The sequence below is a fragment of the Anoxybacillus sp. PDR2 genome (assembly GCF_009834045.1).
GTDB classification, from domain to species: domain Bacteria; phylum Bacillota; class Bacilli; order Bacillales; family Anoxybacillaceae; genus Anoxybacteroides; species Anoxybacteroides rupiense.
In genome coordinates this window covers 275521-298063 of sequence record NZ_CP047158.1, presented here as the reverse complement: position 1 = coordinate 298063, position 22543 = coordinate 275521, and the positions used below count along the sequence as shown (strand labels likewise).

Here is a 22543-nt window from a genome sequence, read left to right as displayed (position 1 = left end):
GTATGAAACAAGGAATTTTTCGTATGAAAGAATATCTTGAAGATGTAATTAGTATTAAATGGCTAGCGATAGGAGTTATTTTTTACTTTTATGGTGTTATGCTGAAAAAAGAAATTGTTAAGGCTGCTTACGAAAAGAAAGTATATTTTAATAATTGGGATATTACTTTACGTTTACTCAATGATATGTACCTTATTGTTTATTTTATTATTCCTATTATGTTATTTTTTTCGATAAAATCTATTTTTGTGAATTTTGATTACCAAATTTTAATTCGTTTAGGATCATTTAAAAAATGGGTGTACAGCTCTCTTAAGCACTTCTGGATGAAAATTGCTCCTTTATTGTTTTTATGGGTCTTTGTATCTCTGTTTATGATGATTGGATTCCCTTATTCATGGGATTGGAGTCAGCTTAGCAAAACAAAACATTTTACTAATACTCTTGATGAACTAGTAAAGTTCTTTGAAACACCAATATCTGCATTCGCGGCTCAGTTGATTTTATTAACGTTAATATTTTCGTTGCTACATATAGCTTTAGCGATTGTATATGTGTTAACTAAAAGTAAATATTTCGTGCTTTCAATTAGTGTAATGATTTTTCTTGGAAGCATTGTAGGATTTAAGTTATTACCTAGGGAAGTTGCTTTTCTGTCTCCAACAACTTTTTTTTCAATTGCCAAAGGAGTTAATACTTTTAATTCCCCAATCTTAAGCTATATTGTTATCCTTGTATTTGGTATACTTAGTATTTTGTTTTTGCAAATTTTGGATCTAAATAAAAAAGTGTATGTTCAATCAATAAAGTCCTATATACCCATTGGAATTTATTTTTTTCTATGTGTAATAGGTATAAGTTCAACAGCTAACTCATTAATAAAATCTGCTGATGTAACCATTTGGGATGTTTGGGTAATGTCTTTTATTGGTGTTAGCACTGAACGTTTCGCGTATATTCCTTTTTTCTTTTATTTAATTGTATTCTTTGGATTCATTTATTTGGTTCAATTGCTCTTTCTAAGTAATGAGATTGAACAGCTAGGTTACTATAAAATTATTCGTTTTAGGAGTTTAAACAAATGGTTTTGGAGTTGGATGCAGAGATTATTAATAGCAGTAGCTTTATTTCTATTCACATTGATGGGGCTTTCTCTAGTGATAGCTGTTTGTTTTAGGATGAATACCAGTTTTTATGTGACAATACTTTCAAATCCGTTATATGAAGTTATTTACCACTTCTTTATCAACGGTTTCTTACAGATTGTTTTTTATATAATTGCTGTTTTTATTGTCTCTTGGGTAAGCAAAGAGTCGATACATGGCATGCTTTTAGTGAGCGTGTTCATGATTCTAATGCTCCCGGGTGTTAATGTGGCAGGTATAATACCAGTGGGACTGAATGGTATTGTTTACTTAGCAGATTATTCACCGTATTACCTAACATTAATTCTCATTGTAATGAACGCTATTGCATTTTCTGTAGTTAATTACCTGTTTAAACGAAGTTTAAAAATATAATAGGTGGGGTGAAAGTATGTCTATTATTTCACTAAAAAACGTAAGTAAAGCGTATAAGGGGTTAACTCTTTTTGACGGCGTTGACTTAAATGTGGAAAAAGGGAAAATATACGGTATTGTAGGACCAAATGGTTCTGGTAAATCTGTTTTGTTTAAGATGATATGTGGATTTGTATTCCCAGATGAAGGGACAATTATTGTTGAAGGGGTAGAGATAGGAAAGAGCAAAAGATTCCCAGATAATTTTGGTATTATTATAGATCGTCCAGGTTATATTGCGAATAAAACTGGGTTTCAAAATTTAAAAGAACTAGCACTGATCAGAGGGAAAATTAGCGATGGAAAGATTTTCGAAACAATGGAAATGGTTGGGTTACAATCACAAGCCAAACAAAAAGTTAAGCATTATTCTTTAGGTATGAAGCAGAAATTAGCTATTGCCCAAGCAATTATGGAAGATCAACAAGTGCTTATACTAGATGAACCATTCAATGCTTTGGATGCAGAAAGTGTAGATAGAATTCGAAATCTATTATTATCTTTCAAGAATGAGGGACGTACAATTTTACTTACAAGTCATAATCAGGAAGATATTAACATTCTTTGTGATCATGTGTTCCGTATCAATAAACATAAACTAGAACCTGTTGAACTGTAATGATGGAAAAAGTCAAAAATGCTGATGTTCAGTGAACATCAGCGTTTTCAGACTGTTGAAAAACGATTTTGTCAACGACAAAATCGTTTTTTTATGATATATATGAAGGAAATACCGATGAGGAGAGCTCCCCTATGTATTTCTACCGATCGAATTTAGAAATTCAAGAAAACCGTCGAGCGTATGAGTCCATGGTCGATTCGAATCATGTGTTGGTTCAAATCGATCGTTTCATGGATTGGAATCATGTGTATCGCTTACTCCAACCGTTTTACTCGATGAACACAGGCCGTCCTTCCATCGACCCTTTAATCTTGGTAAAAATCCTCATGATCCAATACCTAGAAGGGTTTCGTTCCGTTCGATTTACCTGTAAACAAATCCAACAACACATGACCTATCGTTGGTTTTTAGGTCTTTCCCTTCACGATTCCGTTCCTTGTCACTCGAGTGTGTCCAAATTCCTCCGTCATCGAGTCGATCCCCAAGTATGGGAATCGATGTTTGAGCGTGTCCTTCGACAAATTCATGAAGAAGGATTTTTATCGCCCGACACGTGGGCAGCCGATGAAACCGAGTTAAAAGCCCACGCTAATAAACGCAAACGGATCCAAGTCGTTCAGACCGTGGTGGATCAAGAAGAGGAGGAGGTGTTGAAACTCGTGAATGAAAAACGACGACAGCACGGAAAAAAACCCCTTCCTCCTCAAGCCGCAAAAGAAAGGACGAAAACCATCATCTGCAGTACAACGGATCCGGACGCGGGCCTATCGGTCAAACATGACCCACGAGGTCTCTTTGCCTTTCATGATCATCGAATCGTGGATACCCTTCACAACTTGATTTTGGACGCGTATGTGACCGCTGCGACAGTACCAGGACATCGCGTATTAATGGATCGAATCGAGCGAGTCCAACAGCGAGTCGGTATGGTTCCAAAAGAAATCGTCTTGGATGCCGGCTATTATAACGCACGACTTGGGCGAGTACTCGAAAACAAAGGGATGGAAGCGTATATATCGTATCGACGTGTTCATCGAAAAGAACACCCCGATTGTCGTTCGGCACAGTTTCGGTGGGTCGCGGACGATGTGTATGCGTGTCCGTGTGGGGTGAAATTGACCTATTCGACCTCCACCCGTACCGGTTATCATGAATATCGACCCGCTATGAAAGGAAGCTGTGCGGGATGTCCTGCCGCCAAAGGCCCCAAGGATCGCGTCTTCCGAGTATCCGTTCATCAAGACATCTATGATCGAATGAGGAATCGTCGGTTATCGGCAAGGGGCAAGGTGTTGCGATCAGTTCGTCCCGCCACGATCGAGCGAAGTTTCGCAGAAAGCAAAGAACTCCACGGTCTTCGCTTTGCGCGGTACCGAGGAGTTCGATACGTACAGATTCAGGTTTGGATCACCGCCATGATCCAAAACCTAAAAAAATGGGCCAAATTACGATCGCTTCAACTCTATGGCCTATCTTTAACGTACCAAATGTAAAGCCAAAAGAAAAGAAAAAGTTCACATGTTCCGTGAACTTTTTCTTGACGCCTGACTTTTTCAACACTTTGAAAATGCTGATGTTCAGTGAACATCAGCGTTTTTGACTTTCCTTATTAATTACTTCTCCATTTTCCCGATACTTGAACATCTACTGGTGTTGTGAGATCGTTACTGAATTGGACACGGCACTCTATTCCACTTGGAACAGAGTTTGGTAGAGTACGATAATCACTATCAGTAACACTTCTGACCCAAGAACCCGTGCCGGAACTTGCCTGCATTCTTGCATCAACAGTGTATGAACCGCCGACTACAGACGAATTCAATTCACCATATGTCCCCGAATAAGCTTTTGTTTGGTAACCTGTGTACCCACTTCCGTTAAATTTTCCAACAGTTGTGTTGTATTCGGACCAACTAGTACCCGCTTGTACTGCTCCACCAAATGCTATCAAACCTATAGCCAGACCTAAAATTGTAATTTTTTTCTTTTTCATATTAAAACACCATCCTTTAAAAAATTTATACATTTGGTATAAAATTAACTTTTGATATTCAATGAAAAATATAGTATTTGAGAATTTTTGTAAAATTATAGTTAATCATCAAGGTAGTATTTGATTTTAACATTTTGTTAAATGAACGTATAACGTAAAGCATTATAGATATTTCGATACCTGCTGGCTATCCATCCTCTTTTTTCGCTTGCCCTCAATGGTCCTAAAGAGCTACATAAGGACAAGAAATAGTACTTCAACCGTTGATAAAAACAACGGTTTGTGCTCTCCTTCGACTTTTTAAGACATAACGGAAAGGTTGAAGAGATTGATATACATCATGCGGATAAGACATAAAACTTAGATCCTCAAGAATCTTACTGTTTCACTACATTTCCCAAATTTCAATCGTTTTTTACAATTTCGAATCCCCCCTATCGTTCTCCTGTCTTTTTCAAGATTTACAACTCTTGCTTTTAATCTATCAAATAAAATGAGAAAAAACATCCGTATTTTCCACAATTTTGATTGCGGAAAATACCTATATTTTCATTCGTCCCAACTCAAAACCCCCCAACGGAAAGGCTCCGCTAGGCGGCATATGCTTAGAATGATAAGAGATCAATAACAACAACCAGCACGATCCGGTAATGGCAAACGGAATAAGGGGAATATGGCGAATGAGTCACAGAAAAAAAGCGGATCGCAAATACGGCCAAAGCGAAGGTGTCGAGAAAAATGGAGGATCAGCAGCGATGACGTATGGCTGTTTTTGCAGCAGTGACACTTCTTTCGCCCCCCGACATCATCGGAATGGTCATTTATGAGCAGGAAGCCGATTTATGTCTCCTGTTAAATAGAGATGCCAGATTATAAGGTAAACAATGATTCCGCCAAAAGCTAAAAACATCCAAACGGTAAGTAAAAGAGAGAAGCTTCCGGCTCTGATTTTCTGTACCGCTATGATCGAATAAGGGGGGAACAATATAGGAAGTATTGTTTGTTATTTCTATCCACATACCAAATCCCCCCTTACTCCTGTATATATGCTAAACCTTCACTCTTGCCAAGTAATATTTGGAATCCATATACGCATTCTATATGGCTTTACCTTCTGCATAAGCAATTGAAGCTGAGTCTTCAGTTAATAAACCCGCTAATATTTTGGACCACGTAGGTTCTGGCGCTAGATATAATGTAACGACAAAGCCAATAACTCCACTGCCCACTTTAGCTGCCATTTGACTTTATTACTCATAAATGTATCGACTGAAGACTTAAACCCGTTCAAATCATATATTTCAATAGTCCATCCATCTGTTTTTTATAGTTAAGTAGCGATGTACGTGTTTTTATTCTCTCTTGCTTCCACTGCTTTCATTTCAGAATCGTCTTTTACAATTTTTGCTGTTAACTTCATTTCTGCTCCTATCTCATTTGAGTTAACAGTCTCTATTTGTAACTGGGCCAAGGGAGAAATAATAATGAAGGCTGATACATTAAAAATTGAAACTTAATGGAGCGTTAAAGAAGAGTCATGAAAGCAGCCAAACAGGGCTTTGCAAAAGAGAATACATGCCTAGAACAGTTGAGCATTTGATCGAATATGCATATCACAAGGGTGGATTGTACTTTATTTTACTAAAAAATACAGACTGATCGGACTTAACAAAAGCGATGGCCATTGATTCTTATTGGATCACCAACACATCTGTCGTTAGAAGATCCTTGCGCTGGAAACTTGACAATCAAAAATCTTTCTGTAGACTTGCCTTCATTATGTATTCGCGTGACAAAGCTCGAAATCATCCAACCTCTCACTGCCATGAAAATGACGGGTAGCCATCAAGCAAAAGATATTCTGTTTTTACAGTACAGAAGTACCGCATTATTCCGAAATTTTGTCTATTTTCCAAGTTGCATGAATCATTTAGCACATTCTTCCTAGAAGCAAATGCACAGTTTCTTTGTAAAAATTTATGTTAGAATAGGTTTTATATGATGAACCTATGCCGTACATCTTCAATAAAAATATGGATTGGGAGGAAAAAATGAAAGAGCGAGATTATTATTTTGATAATGCGAAACTCTTTCTGATTTTTTTGGTGGTTTTAGGACATTTTCTGCGTCCGTATATCGAAAAAAACGAATTGGTCCATAGTGTGTATGTTTGGATTTTCTTATTTCATATGCCGGCGTTTGTTTTGATTTCAGGATATTTCTCAAAAAACTTCCATAAAAAAGGCTATTTAAAAAAGATGGCCAAGAAAATTCTGCTTCCGTATTTTGTTTTCCAGCTGATTTATTCCCTTTACTATGCCTTCTTGTATGAACAAGACGATCTTTCTTTAGATTTTCTTGTTCCGCATTGGGGACTATGGTTTTTATTAAGCTTGTTTACGTGGAATGTGATGCTGTATCTTTTCGCGAAGCTGCCGAAAATCTATTCGATTGGTTTAACCATATTGCTAGGGATTCTTATCGGATTTACCGATGTGGAAAAGTTTTTAAGCTTGTCTCGTACATTTACGTTTTTTCCGTTTTTCTTATTTGGCTTTTTGCTGAAAAAGAAGCATTTTTCGATTCTGTTGGAAAAGCGCTTTCGCCTCGCAGCAGGAGTCGCTTTATTATGCGCTTTTCTGGTCATTTACTGGATGGCTCCTAGCTCATCTGCAGAATGGTTGTACGGTTCCAAATCCTACACGACCTTAGGCGTCAGCGAGGAAACAGGCGTTCTCTTTAAGCTGCTTCTGTATATGGCTAGCTTTTTCATGACGTTTTGTTTTCTGGCACTGATTCCGGAAAGAAAGTTGACCATTTCTACGCTTGGGACGAGAACGTTCTATGTGTATATTTTGCATGGGTTTATTTTAAAATATTTGCACGACGCGACGCCTTTTCCGGATATCATTGCTAAAATTAACGGCTATCCGTTACTAATCATTATTTCAATAGCCCTGATATTTTTACTGGGAAGCAGACCCGTCATTCGTATCGTCAAACCGATTGCAGAATGCCGCATTCCTTTGAAAAAGCAGCTGCTGTCTCGATGATAAGCAGAAATGTTGCGGGGATCAAGGATTCCTCTGTAAATCCCCGCAGCGCCCTGCTTATATTTCACTCCTCTTAAATATACTCCCGTTATTTCAATCTCGCCACTTCTAGTCCTCCTGCCGTTGCTTGCTAAAAACGATATGTATCTTCATTCCGCATCCTCCTCCATTTAGATGGCAAAACTCAGCAAACGATCGCCATGTGTTTTTTAAAAACTAACCTTTTGTCTGAGCCTTTTCCTAAGCAGGCAAACCTTGCACATCCAATCCCAGATCCATACAATCAGAAGGATGAACACCGTGTAAAACCGCTTTTGTGAAAAAGCTGCAGATTCCATGATCAATCCTTGCGTGTTACGAACGAACAAAGGCAAAATTCCCCTAACCAAAACACATAGCCGGTCAACGAAACAAAGAGCATCCCCTTATTTCCAAGCCAAATGAGCCCAATCGAAAACCTATTTTTTGCAAAAAACTGATTTTCATTTTAACATAAGGCTAGGAAAAATTTGATGATCAAAGGAGAGACTGTTTATGAGCCGCGCTCAGCAATTTGTCCAATACTTTTTATCACATCGCCACGTAACGGTCGAACTCATTCAAAAAATTGAGCCTGAACGTTACGATTACAAGCCGGCGCCAACTTCTATGTCGGCAAAGGAACTGGCTACCCATATGCTGTTTACCTTCTATCAGTTCGCTCAAACAGCGAAAGAAGGAAATCCGAGGGTATTGACTGAAAAAATCGAAGAAAATGAAACCGACCTTCGTAAGCTAGCGGAAGTGTACACAGAAAAAACAAAAAACTTGTTAGAATCTTTAACAGATGAGGATTTTGAGCGTACGCTTGATCTAACCAAAATTTTTGGCGCGCCTTTTTCTGTTGCCCAATTTCTGCAAACAGCCATGGACCACGAAATCCACCATAAAGGCCAACTGTTTGTCTATGTGCGCGAAATGGGGCACGAAACGCTTCCATTCTTCATTAAACGTGGTTAGCCAAGAATGGTTTGAGCGAAAACATGGTTGGCATTCCTATCATCATAAGCCATCTTTGTAAAACCGATAACAAAGGGCAAGTCTATAGACTTGCCCTCCTGCCACGTTATTTATGAAACAGAAGACTGAACAAAATGGCTTTTTTATTCACCCATTCATTCATGCAGCTCTAGTGTCTTATGCCATGCCAAATGGCGGATGTCGGTATTCATGTTTTTCTCCACCTCATAACAATCGGCCCATCGCCATTTACTATATATATAAAAATGGAGAAAAACGTCACTAAAAAATGCGGCGCCGTTCATAAATAACCGTGCTTGCTTATTTCTCTAGATGTTAAAGCGCTTGGCCGTCCGTCCCCTTTTCCTGCCAAGCGCTTCTCTGATTCATGGTGAACGTGCATTTGGCTAGATTATACGCCATTCACTAGCCACACGACAAAGGGCTAATGAATCACTCACCACTTGCGTTCACATTTCAATCAATAAGCGAAAAGCATAAAATGAACCGGTACCGTTCCGTTCATCACAGCCAATCGCCGCCATCATCATCTCCGTCCAACCAATCATCCACGATATCTTCTACTCCATCATCCAGATCAAAGGCATTGTCTATGACATCATCAAGCAGTTCTTCCGCCACCATGCCCGCAAGCATTCCGGCCGCAAATCCGCCAATCGCCCCCATCATTCCGTGAGAATGACGTGCAGAATGAGAGCTGTATGGAGCAGCCTGCGGATAAAAAGGAGAGGAATGGACACTGGGATGAACACGAGGCTGTTGCACCATTTCCTGCAATAATAAACGAAGCTTTTGCATAACGGCTTCTTCCTCATTCATTTCATCATATGTGAAAAAGATATCCCGTTTTAATTCTATCTCCCCATAGCCATAAGATCCGCTTAACACATCTACTTCCAGCCGCAAGCGCAGTCCCTGTTCTTCAAAGAAAACGAAACATTCCACTTCTTGAATGATGCCGCGAAACTCTCCTACTGGGAAAAACGCAAACTCCTGGCCATACGTAGTGATTTTTCCAGAATCCGCTTTTTCCCGAAAATCGAGCTTGTCCAATGCGGCAAACAGCTTTTCCAATGGAGCTGGCGGCAAAATCCGCACAGCATCTTTATCCATCGCATCGACTCCATCAGCAATATCAAGACGTGTAACAAATATATAATCAACGCTGTAGCGTGTAATCGGTAAATGAAGCGGAACGATATAAGAAAACGGCCATACTTTTCTCTCTCCTGCATGCACAGTAAATGACGGAGCAACCGGAATGACTGCTACTGCGCGGCGATATTCTTGGCCGTTATGACGTACAATAAGATGCAGTTCCACATCGAGTTTGCGGATATGCTGTTCTACCGTTCCTCCTTCAATGATAAACTCTCCTTCTATCTTTTCGCCAAGTCGCACATGGGGCTGCTGTAAAATAAGATTCACTTTTGCAGAGCCCACACCGAGCTTCGACAATAGTTTCTTAAACATGCTTTACCCTCCTCATGATTATGCTATTTTGTTTACGAACGAAGGCAAAAGAAGGATTCAAGCAAACGAATAAAAACTCCTCCACTCCATTAAGAGACGGGAGACTTCTCGGTGGATGATGTTCAATAAGCCGCAGGTTAGTCAAACGAAGCTTAGCTTTTAAACATGTAAAATTCAGGCTGATTTTAAGCAAGCGAATGTTCGGGCAATACCGCGTTCATTATGAAAAAGCGCGTTGCCTATGGCTCTTTTACATATTTGGTTAGCAAAAACACGGTAACGTTTGCTTTCGGGTGCCGAAAAAATCCATGACTTTCTTTTCCGAAAACTATTCGCTCCATCCGATTTCTACGATGGATAAATATAACGGAACACTTATGCTCTCCAAAAGCAAGATTCAAAAAATCCTAAAGGCAAGCAAGGCCTTTAGGATTTTTTAGGCTACACAAACATTTTCATCAACCCGAGAAAAATTAAAATCATTCCCGGGACCATTGTCGCTTTTTTCATGATTTTCACATTCGAAAATTTGTAGCCTGCTCTCAGGCCAAAACGAATAAAGACTACGTTCATGACAGATACGAGCAAAGCAAGAACAAGCGGCTGATATCCAAGAAATGAAGCGCTTAGGCCGGCACCGAACGCATCCATTGATAACGCGAAACCGATGAGCATCGCTTCTTTTGCACTGATGCTGCCTGATCCATCAAGATCGGCTAATGAAGGGCGCTTCAGTACTTGGATGACAATCCCAAATCGCTTCAAATGAACACGCCATATTCTCACTGTTTTTGAAGTGGCAGGTGATTCAGACATCGCCTCTTCAAGCTCATCTTCACGCTTTTTTAATACATTGTAAATCGCCCATACACCTAGCGCAATTAAAATGAATGCAGCCAACGATTGCTCGACCCGAACAGGCAGCCATGGTATAAGAAATGTTCCGACGTACATGGATACTAGCAACATGGCGCCAGAAAACAGAGCAATGACAATCATGGATGAGAGCGGGAACTTCATCTTCCGCAGCCCATATGTCACGCCAACACTCAAGCTATCTAGGCTTACCGCTAAAGCCAACATCACCATAGATACATATTTTAGCATTGTTCGTTCCCCCTGCGATACTATATGCATCACCAATCGCAAGGGAAACTCGTTCATACTCTATATACCATATTCGACACTGTTCGATTTCCGGGGAAATATTTTTCCCTGCCTCGACATTTCCTGCAGCTATTCTTTTAAGTGATATGGCAATGTAGCAATGACAATATCCTTTTTCAAAATCAAAAAGAAACGCAAGAAAATGGCTGTCTGGTTATGCAACAGCGTATGCCACCATTTTTTCACAATGAATTGCGGCATTAAAATTGTAATAGGAGCTCCCATTGTCTCTTTTTCCAGTTGGCTAATATAGTCGAGCATCGGTGAAAGAATCGTCCGATATGGTGAATAAATGACCTTTAATTCAATATTTGGATAAAATCTCTCCCATTTCGCGCGCAGCTTTTGCTCTTCTTCCTCATGAAAGACAATGGAGATAGCGGTAATATCCCCAGAAATACTTCTCGCATATTGAATTGACTGGGCTACCAGTTTACTCACTCCTGAAATCGGAATGACCACTTTTGGTTTCATCACCTTTTCTCGGCTCTCCCATTCTTGCTCATCAAGCTTTAACTGTTCGCCCAGATTATCGTAGTGAGAACGAATTCGGTAAAACATCATGACGAGAAGCGGAATAGACAAGATCACAAGCCATGCTCCTTGCGTGAACTTAGCCACAATCGTAATAATCGTTACCAATCCTGTTGCGATCATACCCGCCATCGTCATAGCTAATGTAGTAGCACGCTTCTTATCCTTCCATAATTTTTTCACCATTCCTCCCTGGCCAATCGTAAAGGAGAGGAAAACCCCAACAGCGTAAAGTGGAATGAGTGAATGAGTTTCTCCCTGGAACAAGATGATTAAAAGAATCGCTAATACGCTAAGCAAAATAATACCGTTTGAAAACACTAGACGATCTCCTCGTGCCGCTAAACTTCTTGGCAAAAATCGATCATTTGCAATAATGGATGCCAGCTGCGGAAACCCAGCAAAGCTTGTATTCGCCGCCAAAACTAAAATAAGCATCGTAATCAGCTGAAATAAATAAAAGAGTAGGCTGTTGCCAAACACATGATGGCCGATCTGTGAAATAACGGTTTTATGCTCTACAGGTGTTACCCCAAAGCCTGTAGCTAAAATCGTTATCCCTAAAAACATCGTCCCCAATAAAACAGACATCCATCCCATCGTAAGCGCCGCATTTTTGGAGCAATCCGGCTTAAAGGAGGGAACGCCGTTACTAATGGCCTCTACTCCTGTCATAGCTGAACATCCGGATGCAAACGCTCGAAACAAAATAAACATGCTATATCCAGATGTAAAGAAATGTTCAAAAGAAGCATGCTCTTTATGATTAAATCCGTTCCACCCTTCATGCCAAAGCTGCCATCCGCCAACAGCTATTAACACAAGTACAGAAATAATAAACAAATACGTCGGATACGCAAAGACAGTGGCGGATTCTGTAATGCCGCGAAGATTTAAAATCATAAGCAATAGCACAAGAAGTACGGCGATTTCGACTTTCCAAGAAAGCAAAGCGGGAAAAGCCGATGTAAGCGCCGCAACACCAGAGCTAATGCTAACAGCCACCGTAAGAACGTAATCAATCATGAGCGCTGCACCAGCGACCAAGCTTGTCGTCGTGCCCAAATGATCCCGCGCCACCACATAGGCGCCCCCGCCTGAAGGGAAGGCATAAATAATTTGCCGATAAGATAGTGTGACAACCAAAAGCAGTACTATAATCGCTAACGCAATCGGCAACGAATAGAAAAACACGCTCGTTCCTAACAACATCAGCACAAGCAAAATTTCCTCTGTTGCATACGCAACCGATGATAGAGCATCAGATGAGAATACAGCCAACGCTTTCCATTTCGGCAATTTCTCATGCTTCAGCCGCTTCGTCTCCATCGGCGAACCAATTAATAAACGTTTTAATGACGCCATTATTTCTACTCCTTTTAACGATCGGTTTCTCATGAACTTTTTATGCTTACACATAGAATTCCCAAAAGCGCAAAAAACCGTCAAGGATGTCCTTAACGGTTGCACAGCGCGCTCCACATCCCTCCCAAAACGCTTACGAGGTTAGCTGTCGGGTTGGGACTATGAGAGTAGCCCCTCCTATTTAAGGATTCACCCCAAGTAACAAAATGGTTACAATATTGGTTCCCCCGCTCCATAACGGATTCAGCGATTCATGTATCTATGAATTATAGGTGTTATCTTACTCTCTTCGATTTTTATTGTAAAGAAGCAGAAAGAAGAGATTTGGAAGGAATAACCGTATTTTATTGTCGTTTTACTTTTATTTTTGCTGTTTTCTCACGCTTGCTTTGATTTTTAACGTTTTTTATCCAATCATAATTCTCCCCTTTGGATAACGAAACGGATCGGGCTTGCGATGCAACGTAACAGCATAAGCAATCGTCAACGGACCTACACGGCCGGCAAACATCGTTAACATAATCAACACCTTTCCGATCGGAGACAGCTGCGGGGTCAATCCCATCGACAAACCAACCGTACCAAACGCTGATGTGGCCTCAAATAAAATCATTAAAAAATCTTGGCCGGGCTCTGTAATCGTTAACAGCATTGTAATTACTATGACGATAAATAAACCGCTTAATGTCACGGTCAATGCCTTATAAATCGTGTCATAAACAATCCGTTTCTTAAAGAAAGTAACATCTTCTTTTCCCTTAATTTGCGACCAAACCGCCCCTAAAAGGGTTACAAAAGTTGTGGTCTTAATTCCTCCACCTGTCGACCCTGGCGATGCCCCGACAAACATAAGGAAAATAATGAGGAACAGCGTAGGCTGCGTTAAATCCGGAATGTTTAATGTGTTCGCTCCAGCAGTTCGCGGCGTTACGGCTTGAAAAAGGGATGCCAAAAATTTCCCCAACGGGGACAACGGTTGCAATGTTTTGGAGTTATGAAACTCCAATAAAAAAATAAACAGCGTACCGAACACAACAAGCAGGCCGCTCGTTATCAAAACTAATTTGGTATGCAACGAAAAGCGGCGCGTTTGCTGGTATTCATATATTTCGTTCATAACGATAAACCCGATTCCGCCAAGCGTAATTAATGCACATACGACAAGAGTGACAACAGGGTCCTCCACGTATCCTGTCAGGCTGCGAAATTCGCCCATTAAATCAAATCCAGCATTATTAAAGTTGGAAATGGCATGAAACATTCCAAAATAAAACGCCTTTGCTAGAGGCATATCGAAGGCAAAGCGAATCGTCAACAGCAGCCCCCCGATCAATTCGATGACTACTGTAAACACCAATATCCGTTTGACAAGCCGGACGATTCCCTCAATTGACAAGTTATTTAATGCTTCTTGAAGCAGAAGCCGCTCTTTTAATGAGATGCGTTTGCCGATTAAAAAAGCAAAAAATGTGGCAAAGGTCATAAACCCTAAACCGCCAACCTGAATTAAAGCTAAAATCACCAGCTGTCCAAATAACGTAAACGTCGTTCCTGTATCCACTACGACAAGCCCTGTCACGCAGGTTGCTGATGTCGCTGTAAATAAAGCATCAATCCACGGAAGTCCCTTGCCATCGTTTGTAGCAACCGGAAGCGTTAATAGCGTTGCACCTAGCAAAATAATGAGTGCAAAACCCGCCACTAGCACTTTCGGAGGGTCAAATATATATCTCCTCATATTCATCATGTTATGCCTTCCTCCCTTAGTCACACGGCTGATACTCCTTACCCTTCATCATACATGTCAAAAATATACCAAAAAATGCATCTGTCTTGTACCATGATTTTAGCAAAGAATAACAACGAGTGGAAAGATGAAGATCGTTTCGATTCATCAGCTTGATCCTAAATCCGTCCAACGTTTTTTCAGCGAACACCGGGCAGCTCAACCATGGTCATTTCCATAGGAATATACGAATGGAGCACACTGAATGGATTTGCTGCACTTAATTATTGCGGAGACATCGCAGGACTTCTCGCATATATTTATGAAAGAAGCCGTTTGTGAAATGGTTTATTAAACAGACGCGAAGAGGGAAAAGGAATAGGCACTGCTTTATTGACGACATTGGAAATGTTTGCTCAAAAACAAGGCTGTCGCTGTATGGAACTGATCACAACTTGCGGTTTTATCAAAACAGAGGAGATCCGATTATTCAAGTATGTCCCAATGCTGCAGAAAAGGCAAGGAGCTTAAAACCAAGCAGTCCATTGAATAGATAGGATGATATTCCCATTCGCGACGAGCTTTTGCTTGCCAAACTGTGATAAATGCAAGATTGGCAATCCTCATTTTTAAGCATCACGATCTCCCGCGAATCCTATGCTTAGATACAACTAAAAGATGGGACATATACTCAAAAACCGAATTCCATATTCTCGATAGTTGGAGACAAATCCGTGACTTGTCTCGGTTACGCTCCAGCGCGACCCAAAATCGAACAACCAGACGCTCCCAGACACATTGATTTGTCTATAAGCCATGTTGTCTAATCGATTGATCGCAAAAAACAGGCAAATTTCATATTGATGTAAATGTTCACATGTATAATAGTTGCTTTTTCATTTTGTTTGAGGTAAATTATTCCACAAGGGAACGACCCAACTTTTTATGCTGAACGTTTAAATGCTCTAAAAACAAAGAATACTTGCTGCTTAATGGCCATGTGCTTCGTTGTTTTAAAGAATATTCACAACTTTATGCTAGTTGACATGAGCGTTTTCCTGTATAATATAGTAGTTAGACATTTATATATAAATCTCAGCAATTGGTCATAAATGCAATTCGTGCTCCATATATTAAAAATCTAGAATGAGAGAATAAGAGAAAATAGAGGTGAATAAAAAGATGAAGGGGATCAGTAGTAGTGTTATACGATGGTTCCAGCGCATATCCGACTCACACCTCCGCTTTTTTGCATTAGCGGTTTTATTGTTTTGGATGAAAACATATACTGCCTATCGAATGGAATTCAATCTAGGCATCAGCAACTCTATGCAACAGTGGTTGCTGTTTATAAATCCCGTCAGTTCGGCGCTTTTCTTCTTAGGTCTGTCTTTGCTGGCTAAAGGAAAGCGTTCATATATTTGGCTGATTTTGATTGATTTTGTTTTGTCGTTTATTTTATATGCTAACATTGTATATTATCGCTTTTTCAGCGACTTTATCACATTTCCGACTCTAACGCAGACGAACAATTTCAGCAGCTTAGGCGGAAGTGTATTAGAGCTGTTAAAATGGTACGATTTTATTTATTTCTTAGATACCATCATTATCGCTGCTGTTATTATTAAACAGCGCGCAAAATTACAGCCTATTTTCTTAGAGCGCTATAAAAAGAACTTGCTGTTTGCTACCGCCATTTTTACGTTTGTTACCAACTTGGCGCTAGCGGAAATTGACCGTCCGCAGCTGCTAACAAGAACGTTTGACCGTAACTATATTGTCAAATATTTGGGTATGTATAACTATGTGATTTATGATGCGATTCAAAGCATGAAGTCATCGACACAACGCGCATTTGCGAATAAGAGCGATGTCACGACCGTACTGAACCATGTGCAAGCGACTTATGCAAAGCCTAATCCTGAATATTTTGGTAAAGCAAAAGGAATGAACGTCATCTATATTCATTTAGAGTCATTCCAAAACTTCCTCATTAACTACAAATTAAATGGACAGGAAGTTACGCCGTTTTTAAATTCGTTAACACGCGACCCTAACACCATGTATTTTGATAACTTTTTCCATCAGACTGGACAAGGGAAAACGTCTGATGCTGAATTTATGCTAGAGAACTCCTTATTTGGCTTGCCACAAGGATCGGTATTTACAACAAAAGGACAAAATACGTACCAAGCAGCGCCTGCGATTTTAGGCCAGCTTGGCTATACATCTGCGGTATTCCACGGCAACTATAAAACATTTTGGAACCGCAACGAAATTTATAAATCGTTCGGATTTAGCCATTTCTTTGATGCAAGCTACTATGATATGAATGACGAAGACGTGTTAAACTATGGTTTAAAAGACAAGCCGTTCTTTAGAGAGTCCATACCGTTGTTGCAAACATTAAAAGAACCGTTCTATGTTAAATTTATTACGTTGTCCAACCACTTCCCTTATTTGATTAATGATAAGGAAGCAACGATTCAGCCTGCGACAACAGGTGATGGTTCAGTAGACCGTTATTTCCAAACGGCTCGATATTTAGATGAAGCGATCAAAGAGTTCTTCGATTATTTGAAGCAGTCTGGTTTGTATGATCGCTCGGTCATCATCTTGTATGGAGACCATTACGGCATTTCTGAAAATCACAATGAAGCCATGTCGCAAGTGATTGGTAAAGAAATTACTCCTTTTGAACATGCACAATTGCAACGAGTACCGTTATTTATCCGTGTTCCGGGAGTAAAAGGCGGCGTGATGCACCAATATGGCGGACAAATCGATTTATTGCCAACAGTGCTTCATTTATTAGGAATTGACACGAAAAATTATATTCAATTCGGTACGGATCTATTGTCGCCAGATCATCAACAAATTGTGCCATTCCGTAATGGTGATTTCGTCACTCCGACCGTTACAGCAATCAATGGAAAATATTACGAAACGCCAACAGGCGAACCAATTGAGAAAAATAAAGAGATCGAACGTGACGAACAAATTGTACGAACAAAATTAAGCCTTTCTGATAAAGTCGTCTATGAAGATCTATTGCGCTTTTATACACCGAAAGGATTTAAGCCAGTCGATCGAACAAAATACGACTACAATAATTACGAAGACAAAAAAGAAGAAAAAATAGAGCAAAAATAAAAAGGGAGCTGTGTAAAGCTCCCTTTTTTCCATGATGTTTTATCGAAACAATGAACACGGCCTTGCTGAAAACAGACGGTTCTGTCAAAACCGAGCCCCGTTTTTTCACGATCGATAAATAAACTGTAGGAGGACGGCCATATAGCCTTGAATCAGCGCTTTCAGCATGAATTTTTTCATGAACGCGGCGAACAGCTGCCATTTTCACAAGCTGCGCCGTCATTTGGCGCGATCTCTTTTCGAGATGAAGACTGCTGCTCCCCCCATGCTTTTTGCAAAACTTGCACAAATATCTCTGTCGGCTGAGCTCCTGAAATCGCATACTGGCGATTCACAACAAAAAAAGGAACGGCTCTTACACCGAAGCGTTGCGCTTCTGCCTCATCACTTCTTACCTCTTCGGCATGCTGTTCTGTTTTAAGCATCTGCTTTACTTCTTCCCCCTTCAAGCCAATGGCTTCAGCAAGCTCTGCTAGCACATGATGATCACTGATCTCTCGAGAATCAGTAAAGTAGGCATAAAACAGCTTTTCAGCCATTTCGCTCATCTTCCCCTGCTTTTTCGCATATTGAGTGAGGCGATGAGCATCGAATGTGTTCAATGGCTTCATTTTCTCAAAACGAAACACTAAACCAACAGATTCTGCCTGCTTGGCCACATTGTCAGTCATTCGTTTTGCTTCTTCGGTGGAAATGCCATACTTCTCAGCCAGATGCTCCACAATCGTCATATCATCTTGTGTTTTTGCATTCGGATCTAGCTCAAAGCTGCGAAAAATAACTTCAATTTGGTCTTTATACGAAAGTTGCTCAAGTGCTTGCTCTAATCTCCGTTTTCCAATATAGCAAAACGGACAGACAAAATCTGACCATACTTCAATTTTCATTGGATCTCCTCCACATTCAATCTGTATTGTCTATTGTAGCGAATCATCCAAAATCTGTTCAACTCCTTTGTTTGTCATCAGATGCTGGCCAAGCACAAAAAGAAGAGAGTGGACCAAGCCGACTCCCTTCTTCTTTGTTTTTTGACTATTGCTTTTTCATTCCGGTATAAATCAGCACCGCATCTCGAAGAAACTCGGCTGCTCCAGCGTGTTTGCGGTTATAATAAGCAGCAAACCGTTCATCATCCACATACATTTGCGTAACTCCCACATGAGCTTCTTTCGTATAGCTTTCCCAAAAATGACTGAGCCATTGCCGATGCAGATCAGCGGCTTTTTGCGCTAAATCGCTTGCTGGATCTCCCGTCAAAAAAGCCTCATTCAACGTATCAAGCACTTCCTGTTCCAGCTTCTTCACCTCGGCATACTGTTCCTCTGTCATGTTCAGCACCTTCTGATTGGCACGGTCAATCGTTTGATCTCCATATTTTTCTCTAATTTCTTTTCCGTATTTTTGCTCATTTTCGTCGATCAATTTTTGCTTAAACGCCGCAAATTTTTCTTGATCACTCATAATTCTTCTCCCTTCCTTCGCATCTAATGTTTTCTCTACATTGGCAATTAATAAATCTAATTGCCTGCGTTTTGCCAGAAGCTGTGTACGGTGTTCTTTCAGTGCCTCCACTTCATCGAAGCTGGGAGAATAAATCATCTGCTTAATCGTCTCTAAGTCCACTTCAAGCTCGCGATAAAATAAAATCTGCTGGAGCATATCGACTTCCTTTTGCCCATAGATGCGGTAGCCAGATGAGCTGATTCTAGCGGGCTTGAGAAGCCCAATTTCATCATAATACCGCAATGTTCGTCCCGTCACTCCGGCCAGCTTCGCCAGCTGATGCACCGTATATTCCACGCTTTCACCTCCTGACATCTTCACTATAATCCTTTACGTAGCGTAAATGTAAATAGGCGATTGATAAAAATTTTTTCCATCCTAAAAAATGATGTCATAAACACCCACACAGTTGAAGGTATTTTCGTAACGAAGTCGTAAACAATGCCGCTTTCACGCATCGAAGCCGTGCTATTCAGCACCAGACCACGCCAAACCATCTCGACCATATCCAATCAACTCCATTACAAGCACCAATGAATGATGATCCTCTCCTATCTTGCCTTCGTGTAGAGGTGGGAGACTTCTCGGTGCATGGTGTGTTAAAAATGATAAATTCCTGAAACAATTTTATTTATTTTTTTCCAAATAAAATGGTCAAATCCATCGTGATTTCATTCACTTCCATCCGCAACGCTTGCTGCTGCTTTTCGGCTGCAATTCCCCAAGATAAAGGGGTCATTTGAATGACCGCAGCCATCCATTCTTGAGCGATGGCTGCTTTATATGTGACACGTTCGATAGCTGTTATTCGAAAGTCGTCTTGAAATCGTTGAATCGTGCGATCATTTGTATAGGCTTTTCTAGCTGTCTGTCCATAAAAATATTCTCTTATCTCTTGCAAATGCTGCTTGCCGGGAACCACCTTTATCATCGTTCCACCATTCATCAACACTCTCTGAAATTCTGCATAATTAGCCGGCGATAAAATATTCATAATAAAATGAAATTGTCGATCCCTAAATGGACAGTTAGCAATATCCGCAACGCACCAAATCAAATTCGGGTATTCTCTTGCGGCTATATAAACCCCTTCTTTAGCAAGATCGATTCCAACGCCGAGCAAGCGACTGGCCGTTTTTCTCTCTACATATTTCTTGAGATGAAATAAATGAGAGCCTTCTCCGCAGCCTGCATCCAATAGCTTAATCACTTGATCTGTATCAACTAACTCATGAATCATGTAGTCGCTAATCACCTGGTTCATCGGCGCGAAAAGGCCAGCTTGGCATAAGAGATGCCTTGCTTCAAACATTTGCTTTTCATATTTCACTTTAGGAGAGTGAGTAAATAAATTGACATATCCTACCTTTGATAAATCAAATGTATGACGATTTATGCATTCCAAGCTTTTCACATGCTGAAGCTCCATAGCTGCAGAGCAGACCGGACAACGAAAGATCGCAGAAGACGCAGCCATCAGCTGAGCTGCTAACCTTTTTTTATTTGACATCTCAATTCCTCCATCGTTTTTCCTTCACATAGTGTTCTCCAGTGATCGCCATCATTAAAAATAACCATTATCATTCCAGCATGATGCAAAATAAAAGAGACTGTCTTGTCAAGACCTGACCCATCTGTGCATTTTGCTGCATAGAAAAAATGCTTTCTATCCAGAGGATGGAAGTATGGATCTAGCCTTTCAATATAAGACAGTCTCTTCCAAAATAAAAGGAAAGCGATGAAGCACGATTCAACGATGGGGGCCATGTGAAATGAGCTTTCACTGTGTGTAAGCCCCCTTTTCGCTCGACAATCGATGTTCACATCAAATTTCCCCCTCACATTTCAGTGGCGGAATCTGAAGAGGATGTTGATCTTTTTGCTGTTTGGCTGCTTGATAACTGCCATAAAAAAGCCATCGGTATTTAGATTGCTTGCATCGATCTAACAATAAAAAGGGGGCACTTGTCTCCCCCTTTTTTATGATTGCATGATTAAGCAGCATCCATCGGCGTCTTAGCCAATGGAACACCATATAACATCTATATGGATCTCGTTTTCCCGCAAATAGGCAGACCAATCCCATTCCCTGCACATAGGCAGAGTCTTTGAACGATATTCAATTGATGGTTCAAAGAACTGGAAATCGAAGTCTCATAAATGCTGCCAACGGAAAAAACTCCTTTTCTTACAAATCTTTATTTATTACTGTAATACAAAAGCTCCCATTCATCAAGTCATATGTGATACCTTCCAGCTACATTTCCAAAGCGCCATCTTGGGCTTGCAGCTAAAAACGTTTATTTCATCATTTGTTTTATCAATTCTCGGTTACGCTCTTTAAAGATTTCGTTATGGGATGATACCATGCCAAATTTATCAGCCTTAGGTTCGATAAATTGTTTCGCGCTATTGACTGCATTGGCGGCATCTTGAAAGGCTCCCGCAATCAAATGCAATTTCCCATCGTATTTTAAAATATCCCCCGCCGCATAAAGCCCTGGTACAGAAGATTCACTATTGGCATTGCCCGCGATGTAGTAATGATCCAGCATTTGAATATTCAGTTCACTTTTTTCCAACAAGGAGGAATCGCGCTCATAGCCATGGTTCACAATGACTTCATCAATTGCCAAATAGATGACCTCTCCTGTTTCTTGATTGGTTAGCTCGACTCGTTCAATCCGTTCATGATCCTCACTGGCAATCAATTTCGTAATCGAGGTATGAAAATAACAAGTGGCCGAGCTGTTCAGAAGCTGCGTCACCTGCGATTCATGGCCTTTTAGCATCTCCCCTCGATACGTCAAATACACTTTTTTAGCAATCGGCACTAATTCGTTCGCCCAGTCAATAGCCGCATTGCCTCCTCCTGAAATAATGACCGTTTTATTTTTGAAGCGCTTTAACGACTTCACTGTATAGTGCAGATTAGCTACTTCAAACTTTTCTGCGCCCTCGATCTCCAATTTTTGCGGCTTTAATATCCCGCTCCCCACTGCGACAATGACCGTTTTCGAAAAATGCTGACGCCCAGAAGTGGCCTGCAATATAAACGTGCCATCTTCCATTCGTTTCATCGCTTCAATCTTTTCATTGAGAACCACGGTAGGATTAAAGGTTAATCCTTGCTTGACAAGCTGTTCAATTAATTGCTCCCCTGTGATCGGTGCATGTCCTCCCACATCCCAAATCATTTTCTCCGGGTAGACATGGAGCTTGCCTCCCAATTGCGGCTGATACTCAATCAGCTTTGTTTTCATTTCTCGCAATCCGCTATAAAATGCAGCATACAAACCCGCCGGCCCGCCGCCAATAATCGTCACATCATATAATTCATCATGATTCATCTATATTCCACCTCTCCCAGAACTC

Annotated in this window: 15 protein-coding genes, 1 pseudogene and 1 riboswitch; of the genes and pseudogenes, 7 read left to right on the top strand and 9 right to left on the bottom strand. The window is 40.5% G+C overall.

The window, feature by feature from the left end:
* The first annotated feature begins 2 nt into the window (after positions 1-2).
* From GRQ40_RS01510 to GRQ40_RS01500, 3 genes are all read left to right on the top strand, one after another.
* Positions 3-1520 (top strand): hypothetical protein, encoded by a 1518-nt coding sequence (locus tag GRQ40_RS01510; RefSeq protein WP_080862522.1) that lies wholly within the window; start codon positions 3-5, stop codon positions 1518-1520.
* A gap of 16 nt (positions 1521-1536) precedes the next feature.
* A complete protein-coding gene (locus tag GRQ40_RS01505; protein WP_080862521.1) occupies positions 1537-2178 on the top strand; it encodes an ABC transporter ATP-binding protein in 642 nt (213 codons plus the stop codon).
* A 134-nt stretch (positions 2179-2312) separates the two neighbouring features.
* Entirely contained in the window at positions 2313-3674 is a 1362-nt protein-coding gene (locus GRQ40_RS01500) for an IS1182 family transposase (RefSeq protein ID WP_159719233.1), read from the top strand.
* A gap of 116 nt (positions 3675-3790) precedes the next feature.
* On the opposite strand, the gene GRQ40_RS01495 is transcribed toward GRQ40_RS01500, so the two are convergent.
* A complete protein-coding gene (locus GRQ40_RS01495) occupies positions 3791-4174 on the bottom strand; it encodes a hypothetical protein (RefSeq protein ID WP_080862520.1) in 384 nt (127 codons plus the stop codon).
* Positions 4175-6225: 2051 nt separating this feature from the next.
* On the opposite strand from GRQ40_RS01495, the gene GRQ40_RS01490 reads away from it, so the two are divergent.
* Positions 6226-7227, top strand: coding sequence for an acyltransferase family protein (locus GRQ40_RS01490; RefSeq protein WP_044742564.1), 1002 nt, complete (start codon positions 6226-6228; stop codon positions 7225-7227).
* Positions 7228-7761: 534 nt separating this feature from the next.
* The gene (locus tag GRQ40_RS01485) at positions 7762-8226 is read left to right on the top strand and encodes a DinB family protein (protein ID WP_066148986.1); all 465 of its coding nucleotides are present in this window, start codon (positions 7762-7764) and stop codon (positions 8224-8226) included.
* A 525-nt stretch (positions 8227-8751) separates the two neighbouring features.
* On the opposite strand, the gene GRQ40_RS01480 is transcribed toward GRQ40_RS01485, so the two are convergent.
* From GRQ40_RS01480 to GRQ40_RS01465, 4 genes are all read right to left on the bottom strand, one after another.
* Positions 8752-9720, bottom strand: coding sequence for a sporulation protein (locus GRQ40_RS01480; protein WP_159719232.1), 969 nt, complete (start codon positions 9718-9720; stop codon positions 8752-8754).
* Between the two features lie 441 nt (positions 9721-10161).
* The gene (ytaF, locus tag GRQ40_RS01475) at positions 10162-10827 is read right to left on the bottom strand and encodes a sporulation membrane protein YtaF (RefSeq protein ID WP_066148984.1); all 666 of its coding nucleotides are present in this window, start codon (positions 10825-10827) and stop codon (positions 10162-10164) included.
* A gap of 129 nt (positions 10828-10956) precedes the next feature.
* Positions 10957-12786, bottom strand: a complete 1830-nt coding sequence (locus tag GRQ40_RS01470; RefSeq protein WP_066148983.1) for an APC family permease — start codon at positions 12784-12786, stop codon at positions 10957-10959.
* A 115-nt stretch (positions 12787-12901) separates the two neighbouring features.
* A riboswitch (cyclic di-AMP (ydaO/yuaA leader) is annotated at positions 12902-13045 on the bottom strand.
* Between the two features lie 147 nt (positions 13046-13192).
* Positions 13193-14530, bottom strand: coding sequence for a TrkH family potassium uptake protein (locus tag GRQ40_RS01465; protein ID WP_370514194.1), 1338 nt, complete (start codon positions 14528-14530; stop codon positions 13193-13195).
* A gap of 351 nt (positions 14531-14881) precedes the next feature.
* Between GRQ40_RS01465 and GRQ40_RS18880 the strand changes: the two are divergent.
* Both GRQ40_RS18880 and GRQ40_RS01460 read left to right on the top strand, forming a co-directional pair.
* A pseudogene (locus tag GRQ40_RS18880) lies at positions 14882-15043 on the top strand (GNAT family N-acetyltransferase); the annotation flags it as partial.
* A gap of 651 nt (positions 15044-15694) precedes the next feature.
* Complete coding sequence (locus GRQ40_RS01460) at positions 15695-17665, top strand: lipoteichoic acid synthase (protein WP_066148981.1); 1971 nt, start codon at positions 15695-15697, stop codon at positions 17663-17665.
* A gap of 176 nt (positions 17666-17841) precedes the next feature.
* Here the strand turns inward: GRQ40_RS01460 and GRQ40_RS01455 are convergent, their stop codons facing one another.
* The 4 genes from GRQ40_RS01455 to GRQ40_RS01440 form a co-directional block, all read right to left on the bottom strand.
* Positions 17842-18552 carry a DsbA family oxidoreductase gene (locus tag GRQ40_RS01455; protein ID WP_159719230.1) on the bottom strand — a complete coding sequence of 237 codons (711 nt, stop codon included), beginning with the start codon at positions 18550-18552 and terminating at the stop codon, positions 17842-17844.
* Between the two features lie 145 nt (positions 18553-18697).
* A complete protein-coding gene (locus GRQ40_RS01450; protein ID WP_236546381.1) occupies positions 18698-19465 on the bottom strand; it encodes a MerR family transcriptional regulator in 768 nt (255 codons plus the stop codon).
* 334 nt (positions 19466-19799) lie between these two features.
* Positions 19800-20678 carry a putative RNA methyltransferase gene (locus GRQ40_RS01445; protein ID WP_231734632.1) on the bottom strand — a complete coding sequence of 293 codons (879 nt, stop codon included), beginning with the start codon at positions 20676-20678 and terminating at the stop codon, positions 19800-19802.
* Positions 20679-21468: 790 nt separating this feature from the next.
* Entirely contained in the window at positions 21469-22518 is a 1050-nt protein-coding gene (locus GRQ40_RS01440; RefSeq protein ID WP_066148976.1) for an NAD(P)/FAD-dependent oxidoreductase, read from the bottom strand.
* Positions 22519-22543 lie beyond the last annotated feature (25 nt).